Below are 13,167 nucleotides of genomic sequence, written 5' to 3' on the forward strand. Positions count from 1 at the left end.
GTCGGTACTCCGGAATCAGTGATCGAGATCGCAGGGGCCGGCGGCGGCCGACACGCAGGTTTGGACGAGGACACCGTCACCGGGAACCGCCGTGGTGAGCGACCCGTTGCGCAGGTCACGGACGGCGCCCTGGCGCAGCGGCAGGACGCAGCCGTAGCAGATGCCCATGCGGCAGCCGGACGGCATCAGCACACCGGCCGCCTCCCCCGCCTCCAGCAGCGGGGTGCGGCCGTCGGCGGCGACGGTCACCCCGCTGCGACCGAAGGTGACGGTGCCGCCCTCGCCCGGCGCGATGATGGTCGGGCGGAACTGCTCGGTGTGCAGTCGTTCGCCGAGGCCGGCGGCGGTCCAGTGCGCGGTCAGGGCGTCGAGGAGCCCGGCCGGGCCGCACGCCCACGTCTCCCGCTCGAGATGGTCCGGCACCAGCGCGGCCAGGTCGGCGAGGCTGAGCTGGCCGGCATCCCGGGTGTGCCGCTCCACCAGCCGGAGCGAGCCGGTGGCGGCGAGGTCCCGCAGCACCGCACCGAAGATCACGTCTGCTGCGGTGGGCGCCGAGTGCACCAACGTGACGTCCGCCCCGGTGAGGGCCCCGCTGCGCAGCATCCCCATGACGGGGGTGATTCCGCTGCCCGCGGTCACCAGCAGCACCCGCGCCGGCGGGGTGGCCGGTGGCACGAAGTCGCCCTGCGCCTGGTCAAGCTGCACAATCGTGCCGGGTTGAGCGTGCCGCACCAGATGGTTACTGACCAGGCCGTCCGGAATCGCCTTGACGGTGATCGTGATCGGGTCGTGGCGGTCGCCGGGAGCAGAGGTCACCGAGTAGGCCCGCCACTGTCGCACGCCGTTGACATCCACTCCGAGCCGGACGTACTGCCCGGGGCGGTGCCCCTTCCAGTCTCGCCCCGGCTGGATCACGACGGTGGCGGCGTCCGGGGTCTCCGGACGCACCTCGACGATCCGACCCCGTAGGTCGGCGCCGGCACGCAGCGGGGCGACCAGGTCAAGGTAGTCGTCGGGCAGCAGCGGGGTGGTGACCGCCGCGGCGAGCCGCAGCAGCCCGCGACGCAGGGACGCCGGCGCGGACGGGCGCTGGACGGTGGTGGCCATCTCCCGATGGTGGCGGCACACTGGCATAAAATCTTGACCTGGGAAGGTGAACCCGACCCGGAAACTTATACGAAGGGAACAAGTGGTGGCCGAACGGTCCGAGGCAACCCGGCGGGCGGCCCGGCTGGACCTTGATGATCGGGTCGCCGCGGAGCTCCGCAACCGGCTCGCCCTGCTCGCGGAGCACACCGTCACCGCGATCACCGCCGAGGTACCCAGCTACTCCGGCACCCTCACCGGGCAGATGCGGGACAAGATCGAAAATGCCGTACGGATCGCCCTCGGCACCTTCCTGCAACTCGTCGAACGCTCCTACGGGGCCAGCACCCCACTCGTCCCCGCCGTCGAGGCCGCGTACGCGCTCGGCAGCGGAGAGGCCCGCTCCGGCCGCAGCGTGGACGCGCTACTCGCCGCGTACCGGGTGGGCGCCCGGGTTTCCTGGCGGGAGATGTCCGCCATCGCCGTACGCGGACAGCTGCCGGCCGCCACGGTGGCCGAGTTCGCCGAGCTGATGTTCGCCTACATCGACGAGCTCTCCGCCGCCAGCGTCGCCGGGCACGCCGACGAGTTGGCCAGCACTGGCCTCATCCGCCGCCGAAACCTGGAACGGCTCACCCAGCAACTGGTCACCGGAGCCGACGAAGAAGTACTGCTGCGCAGCGCGGAGCGGGCCGACTGGCCACCGCCGCAGACCCTCACCGCTGTGCTGCTACCCCGGTCGAACCTACGCCCGGTGCTCAAGCTGCTACCCGGACAGACGCTGGAGAGCGCCGACGACCTGCCCGGCGGTGCGCCCGGCGACGAGACCGCCGGACTGCTCGTCCCGGATGCCCACGGCGACCGGCGACGGCAGCTTGCCCGGCTGCTGCGCGACCGGCGGGCGGTGCTCGGCCCGTCCCGGCCGTGGACCCAGGTCACCTACTCCTGGCAGCGGACCACCCGGGCGCTCACCCTGGGTCTGCGCCCGGACGATGCCGGCGCGCCCCTGGACACCGAGGCGCACCTGGCCGAGTTGCTACTCAGCCACGACCCGGAAGGCCTGGCGGACCTGCGGGCACGGGTGCTGGCGCCGCTGGCGGCGCTGCCGCCCACCACCGCCGAACGGTTGACCGAGACGCTGCGCTCCTGGCTGCTGCACCACGGCCGCCGCGACGATGTCGCCGCCGACCTCTTCGTGCACCCGCAGACCGTGCGCTACCGAATGGGCCAGCTGCGCCAGCTGTACGGGGAGCGGCTCACCGACCCCGCCACCGTGCTCGACCTGACCCTGGCGCTGGCCTTCCCACCCCGCGCGCGGATCAACGAGCTGCTGCCGCGGGACTGATGTGACCAACCGGTCGGGAGGGCGCCCGCGGATGCGGGCGCCCTCCCGAGCTACACCGGCATCGTCACCGACGACGGGGGCGCCGGGTCAGACCGAAGCCGATGACTCCAGCGACCGCAGCGAGGATGCCGCCGACCGTGCTCCAGGCCCAGCGCGAACCGAGCTCGGGCAGCCAACCGAAGAAGCCGTCGTCGTCGCCCTCGGCCGGCTCCGTCGGTGCGGCGTCGAGTATGGTGCCGGCCTCGGTGGGTAGCACCAACGGCTCCGCCAGCACGCCGTCGTCGCGAGAGCCCTCACCCAGCGCACCGACCAGGAGGTCAACCTCGATCGGCAGGCCAAGGTCCTCCTCCGGCAGTTCGGCCACGGAGAGCCGGACGTAGTAGGTCCCCGGCAGCGGGTCGGCTGACCACGGCTCCGCCCAGGAGCGCACCTGCCGCAGGGTGCACCCGAGCGAGACGCTCTCGGCCTCGGCGGTGGCCGTCGGTGTCTGGGCACCGGCGGTGCAGGCCTGTCGCCGCCGCAGCCCGTCGAAGACCTCCACGGTCCACGTCGACTCGCCACTGCGCTGCTTGGGGAACGACACGGTCGCGGTGATCTCGTGGCGCTCGCCGGCCGCCGCCGGGAACGACCAGTACAGGTAGTCGCCGGTAGCGGCGTCCACCTGCACCGGCTGCCCGGCGGTGATATCGGTGGCGGTCAAGAAGGAGGTCCCCGCTCGGGTGACCGGGGTCGCCCCCGGTGAGGGTGTCGGTGCGGCCCGGGCCGCACCGGGTGAGACCAGCAGGGTCAGACCGACAGCGGCCAGGACGGCTCCACCCCGCATTGACCGGACCCGCATCACTTCTCCCTCCAGGTCACTACCCACCACCGGGTGAGCACCCCGGACACCAGTCCGGCCAGCAGACCGGTCACCGTCAGCAGGACGAGCAGCACCACGCCCCGACCGAGATCCGGGGCAGCCGGAGCGGGCGAGGACGCGACCATGTCGACGGTCAACTCAACCGGCATCCCCGGCGAGGCCTGGGTCCCCGGCTGGGGTGCGAAGGCGTTGCTCACCACGAGACAGACGATGGTGGCGTCGGCCGCGGTCGTGGTGGACGGGGTTGGGGAGGGCCCATCCTCCGGCTCCTCCCCGGCCGACCAGCGCAGACCGGCGGAGACGACGTCGGTCCGACCACGACCGGCGTCCACGCCACGTACCAGTTCCCGACCGTCGGTGGCCACCGCCCGCAACAGGACCGCATGGTCGGGGTTGACCGGCCGATCCAACGCCACGCTGACAGAGGCACGCAGCTCCTGCCCGGGATACACCGGCACCCGATACCAGCGGTGCTCCGAGAACTTCTCCCGGTCGCTGTAGACGCCGGCGCCGAGCAGCGGGGCGTCGGCGCAGACCGAGGTGCCGGCGACCACGGCCGGCGTGACCGTGTGCGTATCCTGCGCCCGGTCGACCAGTTGCTTGATCCGCCCAGTCAGCTCGTCCGCGCTCTGCGCCGCGGTGTACGTGCCGCCGGTCGCCGCGGCGATGCAGAGTAGCTGCTGGCGTACCTTCTCGTCCGGCGCCAGACCGAGGGTGTCCACGACCAGCTTCGTCCCCTGCGCAGCCAGCTCTCGGGCCACCTCACAGGGGTCCGGCGGGGCACAGGTGTCCTCACCGTCGGTGATCAGCACGATCCGCCGGGCGGTGCTACCGGTGCCGAGATCCTCGGCGGCCGAGCGCAACGCCAGCCCGACCGGGGTGTATCCGGTCGGTCGGAGCGTCGCCACCGCCGCCTTGGCCTGCACCCGGTCGACCGGTCCGACCGGCACGATCTGCTGGGTGTCCTGGCAGCCCTGCTCCTTGTCATCACCGGGATAGGTGGCGCCGAGGACCCGGATGCCCAGTTCGGTCTCGTCCGGGAGCGCGTCCACCACCTCGTTGAACGCCTGTTGGGCGACCGAGATTCGGCTTCGCCCGTCGATATCGGTGGCCCGCATCGACCCGCTGACATCTAGGACCAGCTCGACCTTCGGTGGCTCGACCGGGGTATCCCGATCCGCGAGGGCCGGTGCCGGACCAATCATCACGCTCGTCGCCAGCAGCCCGACGAGGGCTGCCGCCAATCGTCTCGTCTTGATCATCGCGCGCAGTCTATGGCAGCTCCACATCGGACAAGCTTGCGGGTCCGGTGACGCAGATCACGCATGCTTCCCATCAGGACCATGCCTAGCGTCGGGGGACGTGGTTGATCCGTCGATCGAGAATCAAGAACCGCCGACCTCTGGGCCGCCGGTGCGCCCACTCTCCCAGAACCGGGACTTCGTCATCCTCTGGGTGAGCCAGTCGATTTCCGCGCTGGGCAGCGCCGCCTCCTCGGTTGGCTTCGTCCTGCTGACTCTGGCCATCACCGGATCGGCAGCACATGCGGGAGCCGTCGCGTCAATCGCCGCCATCACCACTGTGGTGTGTCGACTCCCGGCAGGGTCCCTGGCGGATCGGCACGACCGACGACGTCTCATGATCGCGGCAGACCTGGGACGCGCACTGGCACTGAGCAGCCTGGTCATCGCCATCACCGTCGACCGGACCACCTTGGTCCACATTGCTGTCGTGGTGGCCACGGAGGCAGCCCTGGCCAGTTGCTTCCACCCCGCGGAGACCGCCGCCCTCCGGTTTGTCGTGGCGCGCGCGCAGGTGACCCGGGCCGCCGCCCGAAACGAGTCCCGTACGCAGCTCGCGACGCTGGTCGGACCCGCCCTCGGCGGGATACTCTTCAGCGCCGGCCGGATGGTGCCGTTCCTGGTGGATGCCGTCTCCTACCTCGTCTCCGCGATGGGCCTGGCCCTGATCCGACGCCCCCTGCAACACCACACTCGGGATCACCCGCCACACCGGGGCCGCGGTTTCGTCAACGCGGGTCTGCGGTGGTTGTGGCAGGAGCAGTTCGCCCGAGGCGCGGTGCTCTGGTTCGCCGGCGTCACCTTCGTCTTTCAGTCGATCGGGCTGGTCTGCGTCCTCCTGGCCGAGCGCCACGGCGCCGGGCCGGTTGCCACGGGGCTGCTGTTCTCGATTACCAGCACCGGCGGATTGGTGGGCGCGTTGGCGGCACCCCGGCTGGTCGCGCGCTTCTCGCCCCGGACGCTGATCACGGCGTTCGGGTGGGTTGCGGCGATGGTGACTCCGCTGTTGGCGGTGGCTCACTCCGCGTATCTCATCGGTGTCCTCGGCGCGCTGGTCTTCTTCCTCGCACCCGCAGCCAACGCCGCGATCATCGGCCACATCCTCACCCACGCCGAGCCTGCCCTCCAGGGACGGGTGAGTGCCGCCGTGCACCTCCTCGGCGGGAGCCTGCTACCGATAGGCCCCGCGCTCGCCGGCGTACTGGTGCAGTGGCTCGGTGCCGTCCCGACTGTGCTGCTGTACTCGTCGCTCCTGCTCGCCCTCGCGATCTTCGCGACGGCAGCGCGTAGCCTCGGCGTACGTCAGCGCTGAACGGCGGTTGCGGCCAGCACAGGTCAGGTGGGCGGCGGACCCCCCGCATCGGTGGAGCGCAGGCGCGCACACGCCTGCGCGCACGCCCGTTCAAGTCGTTCCGTGGCGTCGCGGGACAGACCACGTTCGGCTGCGGTCCAGGACGCCCAGGCATGGACAACGTCCGGAAGAACGTCACTCACCTCCGGATCACCGATGGCGTCCCGGGTCAGACCTGGCAGCCCCAGGGCAGCCATCACCCGACGCGGGCCGATTCGCATCGGATGGCAGCAGGCCCGCTCGGTGAGCTGCTCGACGAAGAGGTCCACCGCCTGGCTCGTCGCGCCGCCCCCGGGTAGCTTGGAGCCGATGCTGGAGGCGAGGAACGCCCGCTTCATGAGTTCGACATCCACGCTGTCGGGCAGCGGGTCCGGCGGTGCGGCGGCGACACTCAGGGCCCGGGCCCGGGCCAGGGTCAGCGCCCGCATCTTCCGGTACGCAGCCGGCGCCGGATTCGGCTGGTAGTCCCGGTCTTCCAGCACCTCGTCCGAGGTGACGACCGCGTCCTCGAACAGCCGCCGGGCGTAAGCCGGGTCGACCGGCTCGGTGACCAGACCATCGAGTCCGTCGGCACGGCGCAGGACATCCTGCAGCACCTCCACGTCCATGCCCAGGGTCAGCTCCCGAAACAGGCCACCATCGACGGCAAGGTCGATCATGGCCAGGATGCCGTGCTCATCGTCTCCGTCGTAGGAGAAGACGCACAGCAGGAAGGCAGTCTCGTCGAAGGGGTCGTGCGCCCACCAGCAGCCCTCCACCCGCACCCGGCCGATCGTGGCCGCCCAGGGGGCGTCGGGGACGCCCTGCCGGATGAGCCGGTCGGCGTGCAACCCGGCCAGTTCCCGCTGCGTGTCGACCGGACTCATCGCCTGGAACGCCCGCAGCGCCGCCACCGCCGTCGGCGTCTCCCGCCGACCCAACTCCTGGATGACCCGGGCATCCTCGCGCGCGGCGACAGCCAGGGCTGGCCCGATCCCCTCCGCGCCCTGATGGGCGAGCAGCTGCGTCATCCCCTCCTCGATGCGCCACGGCGAACCATCCGCCATGATCGAAAAGTTCCACTCTACGAAGTCAGCGCCCGCAACGGCACGATCGATGCCCTGATCGCTGTCATCCATCCCCGGATTGTCGCAGCCGATCGATCACCAGACGACTACCTCGCCGCGCGCGGCGAGCCGTTGCCCGCCCCCGGAGAGCGCGGCGACCTCCCGCGACCCATCCCCGGAGAGCGCAGCGACCTCCCGGGGCCCGCCCTCAAGGTCGGAGGGTGCGGGCCCCGGGCCGCCGCGCGCGCAGCGGTCAGTCCTCGACCCAGCCGTACTGGCGGGCCATGGCGACCAGCGCCCGACGCGCCTCGACGATCTGCCCACCGGTCATCGTGGGCACGTTCGCCAGCAGTAGCTCGGTCACGGCGCTGTCGAACTGCTCGACCGCCAACACATCACACTCACCGTCCTCGTCGGACAGGGGCTGCGGGCGGCTCGGCACAGTACGGCTCGACGCCGGTGGGGCCGCCTCCAGCACCACGCTCGCGACCTTCAGGCCCCGCTCGGACTGCACAACCTCATAGCTCACCCGCATGCCGGCGGCGACCTGGTGCCGCTGATCGCCGAAGTCATTCGCGTGCACAAAGACGTCATCGCCGCCACTGAACGGTGCGATAAACCCGTAGCCGCGAACGTCATCGAACCGAACAATTGTCCCTTTTTCCACCACAATCCCCCAACAAAGACCAACCACCAACAACCAAAGCGCGCAACCCGCGGATGGGTCCCACGCGCCGCCCAGCCTAGCGTCCCTGCCACCGGGACGGGACCCGACGTCAGCGGGATCGGCCCCGGCCGCGCCGGAAACACCGACGGCAAAAGCCTCGACCACGGGTACGATCGGCGCCTTGTGGACGGGAACCAGCAGGAACTGATGATCGCTGTCCCGGCGGGGCAGGTAACGCTCTCCGACCGCCGGACACAGCGCCGATGGTCAGTCGACCTGAAGCCGTACGAGCTCGCCCGTCTACCGGTCACGCAGACCCAGTACGCCGCGATCACCGGCACCAACCCGAGCACGGCTCGCGGAGATCAACTGCCGGTCGAGGGGGTGTCCTGGTGGGATGCCGTCCGGTGCTGCAATGCCTGGTCTCGACGGGACGGGTTGCTGCCGGCCTATCGGATCTCCAGCGACGAGGAAATCGAGTGGGACCCCTCCGCCGACGGGTACCGGTTGCCGACCGAAGCCGAGTGGGAGCACGCGTGCCGTGCCGGTACGACCGGCCCCCGCTACGGACCGCTGGACGAGATCGCCTGGTACCGCGGCAACTCGCGGGAACGAATCCACGCGGTGGGCGGCCGGCAACCGAACGCCTGGGGCCTACACGACATGCTGGGCAACGTCTGGGACTGGTGCTGGGATCAGTACGACCCGGAGGTCTACGGCAGCTACCGGGTCCTCCGTGGCGGCGGCTGGTTCGACGAGCACTGGAGTTGCCGGGCCTCCGTACGGCGCCGGAGTCATCCGACGTTTCGCGTGGACGACGTGGGTTTCCGCGTCGCACGTTCCATTCACCCCGAGTCGGACTGACCTGGCGCCCGCGCCTCATCCCACGGCGTAGACCGCGGAGATCGCAGCGAGCACCTGGTCCCGGGCGGCCGCGGCCGGACTGACGCCGATAAGCACGTAGTAGGCCAGCCCCTCCGCGAGCGCCACCAGGGTTACGGCCACCTCCGCGGGATCGGTCCCGGCACGGAGGTGGCCCGCGGCCTGGTCGCAGCGGAGCAGATCGGCGAGTTGGCCGTGGAGGGTGGCGTAGTCGCCACGGAGGCGGGCGGCGATGACCTCGTCGGCCAACGCCACCGCGGTGAATGACTGGCGTACCCGCAGGTGGGCACGGGTGACGGCGTCGTACGGAATCAGCTCGGTGAGCACCACGGTAAGGAGGCGCCGTCGGCTGACGTCCTGGTCATTAGCGCTGGTCTTGGCGGCGATCCGCTCGCTGGACCGGGCGTTGCCCCGTTCGAAGGCGGCCTCGACCAGTTCTCGCTTGGTGGGAAAGTAGTGCTGTACCCGGCCGGGCGACACGCCGGCCTGCGCGGCCACCGCGACCAGGGACACGGCCGCCAGTCCGCGTTCGGCGACAACTGCCAGTACCGCATCGGCGATCTCGTTGCGCCGCTGCTCATGCTCGGAGCCCACTCCGCGGGTTCGACCGGTCGCCAACCCTTCCCCTTCCCCATCCAGGTTGCCCAGACGCTACATCGTGACTACGGTCTGCAGTATAGCAATGTGATTACACTGATTTAATGAGGGGACTCGTGAGGTGGTGGGACAGGGACAAGCCGGGCACGCAGCGCGTCCGGCGCCGCACCTCGGACGCGCCCTCTGGCCGGGCTGTGCTCCTGCTGGCCTGCACCGCACAGTTCCTGGTGGTGCTCGACGTATCCGTGGTCAACGTCGCCCTTCCGTCCATCCAACGGGCCCTCTCCCTTTCCCCGTCCGGCCTACTCTGGGTGGTCAACGCCTACGCGCTGGTGTTCGGCGGCTTCCTCCTCCTGGGTGGCCGGCTGGCCGATGTGTATGGCCGCAAGCTGGTCTTGATCTCTGGGCTGGGGCTGTTCACGGCCGCGAGCCTCGTCGGCGGGCTCGCCACCACCGCCGGTGCGCTGGTCGGCGCCCGCGCGTTCCAGGGTCTGGGTGCCGCCACGCTGGCACCCGCCACGCTGACGATCCTCACCACGACATTTTCACCTGGTTCCGCGCGCAACCGCGCACTGGCCGTCTGGACCGCGGTCAGCCTGGCTGGCGGCGCGGCCGGCAACCTCCTCAGCGGCGCCCTCACCGCGTACCTGACCTGGCGGTCAACCTTGCTGATCAACGTACCGATCGGGACGTTCTGCATCGCCCTGGCAGCTGTCACGCTGGCCGGAGGGCGGCCACGTGACCGGCTGGTCCAGCTCGACGTCAAGGGTGCTGCCCTGATCACCACCGCCCTGCTCGCGGTGACCTACGCCGTCACGGTCAGCTACCCGCACAGCCAGCCAGGGCCGACCGCCGCAGCGGCGCTGGTCGTCGGCCTGGTCTGCCTGGCCGCCTTCGTCGTGGTCGAGGCACGCGGCGCCGAACCACGACTCCTGCCGCTGCGGCTGCTGCGAACCAGGGCAGTCTGGCTGGGCAACCTGCTGATGCTGCTGGTCGGGGCGGGCTTCCAGATTCCGCTGTGGTATTTCCTGACCCTGTACCTGCAGCAGGTCCTCGAACTCACCCCACTGCAGGCCGGGGCCGGGTTCCTACCACACACCCTGCTGATGATGCTGGTCGGAATGCGGGTGACCCCATGGTTGATGCGGCACGTTGCCGCGCGGGGTCTGGTCGTCGTCGGCACCGCCATCGCCGCGGCCGGGTTCTGGTGGCAGAGTCAGATCACGGTCCACAGCACCTACCTGTCCGGCGTACTCGGCCCGGCCGTCGTGATGTCGATCGGCGGCGGGCTGCTCATCGTGCCACTGACCGCCGTGGTGACCTCCGGTGTCTCCGGCCCCGACGCCGGGGCGGTCTCCGGGCTGGCGAACGCCGCCAAACAGTTTGGCGGCGCCCTCGGCCTGGCCGCACTGATCGCGCTGACCAGCCAGCATTCGTCCACCAAAGCCGAGCTCGTCAACGGCTACGCGCAGGCGTTCGCGTTCACCGCCCTCATCTTGGCCCTCGTCGCCGTCGTGGCGTTCGCCCTACCAGCCGGGGATGCCCTCAGGCCACCTCCCGGGTCTCGCCGGACCAGCGCCGGCACAGCCGGCGGTCGTGGCTGACCACCACCACGGCGCCCTGGTATTCCTCGAGAGCGGCCTCCAACTCCTCGACCAGGCCCAGCGAGAGATGGTTGGTGGGCTCGTCCAGCAGCAGTAGGTCGACGGGCTCGCTGAACAGCCGGGCCACCGCCAGCCGCTGGCGTTGCCCGGTGGAGAGCCGACCGATCGGCACGGTGAGGCTCTCCGGGGTGAACAGCCCGAGCGAGAGCAGACTGGAGATGTACTCCTCGGCGGGACCGGGCCGTCCGTGCGCGAAGGCGGCCAGCAGGGTCCGCTCCGATGCGGCGGTGGAAACCTCCTGCGGGAGGTACCCGATCCGGCCAGAACGGGTCAGCTGACCACCTTCCGGGGCGAGGTCACCGGCGAGGATCCGCAGCAGCGTGCTCTTCCCGGCGCCGTTCGGCCCCCGGATCAGCAGGCGTTGTCCCGTCGCGACGGTCAGCGTGGTGGGCTTGAGCCGACCGGCGAACGTCACCTCCTGGGCGGCCAGTAGCACCCCGGCGGTGGCCGCCGTTTGCCTGGGCGGATCGAACCGAAGCGGGTCGGGCGGCGGCGGCACCGGATCCTCCTGGAGGCGGCGCAGTCGTAGCTCCGCGTTGCGGACCCGACTCGCGACCGACTGCTGCACCCGGCCAGCGTTGCGGTCATAGGCGATCTTGTTGCGATCCTTCATCGCCCGGCCGGGCGCCACCCGTCGGGCCGTGGTCGCCACGACCTCCCGCAGCCGGTCCGACTCCGCCTGCCACTGTTCGTACGCCTGCTGCCAGCGTTGCCGGGCCGCCGCCCGCTCGACCAGGTAGCCGGCGTACCCCGTGCCGTAGCGGACCAGGGTACGCCGATCCGCGTCCACCTCGATCAAACCGGTGGCGACCTGCTCCAGGAAGACCCGGTCATGGGAGACCACGACCGTGGTACCACGCCGGGAGCGGAGGTACCCCTCCAGCCAGCTCAACGCGGCGTCGTCGAGGTGATTGGTCGGTTCGTCGAGCAGCAGCACCTCGCTGTTGGCGGCCAGTACCGAGGCCAGGTGCACGCGCGCCTGCTCCCCGCCGGAGAGGCCACCAAGCGGACGGTTCCGCTCCACCGCGGTCAGCCCCAGCCCGTGCAACGCCTGCTCGACCCGGGCGTCGGCCTCGTACCCTCCCCGCAGCTCGAAGGTGGTCGCCAGGTTCCCGTACTCGGTCAGGTCGTTCTGGTTGCCGCCGGCGAGCCGTGGCTCCAGTTCCCGTAACCGCGCCTCCATGGCCCGAAGGTCGGCCAGGGCGGCATCGATCGCCTGCTGAACGGTCAACTCCCCCGGCAGGTACATGTCCTGGGCGAGGTACCCGACACCGCCGTCCGCGGTGACGGTCACCTGCCCACCGTCCGGCTTCTCTCGGCCGGCGAGCAGGCGCAGCAGCGTCGACTTGCCGGAGCCGTTCTCGCCGATGATCCCCGTACGCCGGTTCGGGCTGACGGCGAAGGTGACGCCGTCGAGCAGAAGTCGATCGCCGTAGGCTTTGGTCACGTCATGGACGCTGATCTGGGTAGGCATGTGGATACTCCGAAGTGTCATGGTCGGGAACCCGCCGGGGCGGAAGGTCGGACACGGAAACACTCAGCGGAGCATCACGCCTCCCTAAAGCTATGGATGTAGCGATAAAATGCTGACATGGTCCAGCCCCCGCCGACAACCGATAAATCCCCCCGCCGCCCCAACGGACGCAGTGCGCGCGTCCGCCGCCAGGTGCTCGACGCCGTCCGCGCGCAGCTGGTCGACGGCGGCTTCGACCTACTGACCATGGACACCGTGGCCGATCGCTCCGGCGTACACCGGACCACGGTCTACCGGCGCTGGCGGGACGTCGGCGGCCTACTGGCTGATGTCCTGGCCGACGCGACCGGCGACGACTGGCGCCCGCCACAGACCGGTTCACTGGAGACAGACCTCGCCGCAGTCAACCGTGAGGTCCACGCGGCACTGACCGCCGACCCGTCGGTCAGCACCGCGCTGATCGCCGCCTCGTTTCGCTCCCCCCAGGCAGCGGAGGCGCTGCAGACCTTCTGGGCCGACCGTTACGCGCGCTGTGCTGCCATCGTGCGACGCGCCATTGACCGCGGTGAGGTCCCCGCCGACACCGACCCGCACGCCGTGATCATCGCGGCGACCGCACCGCTCTACCACACCCTCGTCCTACTCCGGTCTCCCGCCGACAGCGGCCTCGCCACACGCTCGGCCCACCAGGTGAGCATCGCCGCCCGCGCGGGCGCCTTCGCCCGCCCCAGCAACGAACTCATGACCGTCGGCGCACCAGGATCCGGGGTCCGGTGAAGCCCGCCGAGGCCCGGGCGGCACCGGGCCACCGGGGTCACCGGCGGGGCAGCTCGACAGCCAGCACCACACCACGAAGTCCGTCGCGGGAGGCGGCAGAAACCTGGCCGACCTCCGC

Annotated in this window: 12 protein-coding genes; 5 read left to right on the forward strand and 7 right to left on the reverse strand. The window is 70.6% G+C overall.

The genetic code is table 11. The annotated features are described in order from the left end of the window. Positions 1-15: 15 nt before the first annotated feature. Positions 16-1,107 (reverse strand): ferredoxin reductase, encoded by a 1,092-nt coding sequence (locus H0524_RS01710; RefSeq protein WP_180197067.1) that lies wholly within the window; start codon positions 1,105-1,107, stop codon positions 16-18. An 85-nt stretch (positions 1,108-1,192) separates the two neighbouring features. Between H0524_RS01710 and H0524_RS01715 the strand changes: the two genes are divergently transcribed. Then, positions 1,193-2,431 carry a CdaR family transcriptional regulator gene (locus H0524_RS01715; protein ID WP_180197068.1) on the forward strand — a complete coding sequence of 413 codons (1,239 nt, stop codon included), beginning with the start codon at positions 1,193-1,195 and terminating at the stop codon, positions 2,429-2,431. A 64-nt stretch (positions 2,432-2,495) separates the two neighbouring features. On the opposite strand, the gene H0524_RS01720 is transcribed toward H0524_RS01715, so the two are convergent. Then, on the reverse strand, positions 2,496-3,269 hold the full coding sequence (locus H0524_RS01720) for a peptidase (protein WP_180197069.1): 774 nt from the start codon (positions 3,267-3,269) through the stop codon (positions 2,496-2,498). After that, the gene (locus tag H0524_RS01725; RefSeq protein WP_180197070.1) at positions 3,269-4,552 is read right to left on the reverse strand and encodes a VWA domain-containing protein; all 1,284 of its coding nucleotides are present in this window, start codon (positions 4,550-4,552) and stop codon (positions 3,269-3,271) included. The genes H0524_RS01720 and H0524_RS01725 overlap by 1 nt, the downstream gene beginning before the upstream one ends. Positions 4,553-4,652: 100 nt before the next feature. Here H0524_RS01725 and H0524_RS01730 point away from each other — a divergent pair, with 100 nt between their 5' ends. Next, a complete protein-coding gene (locus tag H0524_RS01730; protein ID WP_180197071.1) occupies positions 4,653-5,903 on the forward strand; it encodes an MFS transporter in 1,251 nt (416 codons plus the stop codon). 23 nt (positions 5,904-5,926) lie between these two features. Here the strand turns inward: H0524_RS01730 and H0524_RS01735 are convergent, their stop codons facing one another. Both H0524_RS01735 and H0524_RS01740 read right to left on the reverse strand, forming a co-directional pair. Then, entirely contained in the window at positions 5,927-7,060 is a 1,134-nt protein-coding gene (locus tag H0524_RS01735; protein ID WP_180197072.1) for a hypothetical protein, read from the reverse strand. Between the two features lie 181 nt (positions 7,061-7,241). Next, entirely contained in the window at positions 7,242-7,655 is a 414-nt protein-coding gene (locus H0524_RS01740; protein WP_033665824.1) for a cold-shock protein, read from the reverse strand. Between the two features lie 183 nt (positions 7,656-7,838). On the opposite strand from H0524_RS01740, the gene H0524_RS01745 reads away from it, so the two are divergent. Then, complete coding sequence (locus H0524_RS01745) at positions 7,839-8,519, forward strand: formylglycine-generating enzyme family protein (RefSeq protein ID WP_180197073.1); 681 nt, start codon at positions 7,839-7,841, stop codon at positions 8,517-8,519. A gap of 15 nt (positions 8,520-8,534) precedes the next feature. Here the strand turns inward: H0524_RS01745 and H0524_RS01750 are convergent, their stop codons facing one another. Beyond that, complete coding sequence (locus H0524_RS01750) at positions 8,535-9,131, reverse strand: TetR/AcrR family transcriptional regulator (RefSeq protein ID WP_180197074.1); 597 nt, start codon at positions 9,129-9,131, stop codon at positions 8,535-8,537. 107 nt (positions 9,132-9,238) lie between these two features. Here H0524_RS01750 and H0524_RS01755 point away from each other — a divergent pair, with 107 nt between their 5' ends. Next, entirely contained in the window at positions 9,239-10,738 is a 1,500-nt protein-coding gene (locus tag H0524_RS01755; RefSeq protein WP_180197075.1) for an MFS transporter, read from the forward strand. Here the strand turns inward: H0524_RS01755 and abc-f are convergent. Then, complete coding sequence (abc-f, locus tag H0524_RS01760; protein WP_180197076.1) at positions 10,680-12,272, reverse strand: ribosomal protection-like ABC-F family protein; 1,593 nt, start codon at positions 12,270-12,272, stop codon at positions 10,680-10,682. The two genes, H0524_RS01755 and abc-f, sit on opposite strands and share 59 nt — an antisense overlap. 192 nt (positions 12,273-12,464) lie before the next feature. On the opposite strand from abc-f, the gene H0524_RS01765 reads away from it, so the two are divergent. Next, positions 12,465-13,049, forward strand: coding sequence for a TetR/AcrR family transcriptional regulator (locus tag H0524_RS01765; protein ID WP_180197132.1), 585 nt, complete (start codon positions 12,465-12,467; stop codon positions 13,047-13,049). The last annotated feature ends 118 nt before the right edge of the window (positions 13,050-13,167 follow it).

Source organism: Salinispora sp. H7-4 (assembly GCF_013416675.1).
In the GTDB taxonomy this organism is placed as follows: domain Bacteria; phylum Actinomycetota; class Actinomycetes; order Mycobacteriales; family Micromonosporaceae; genus Micromonospora; species Micromonospora vitiensis.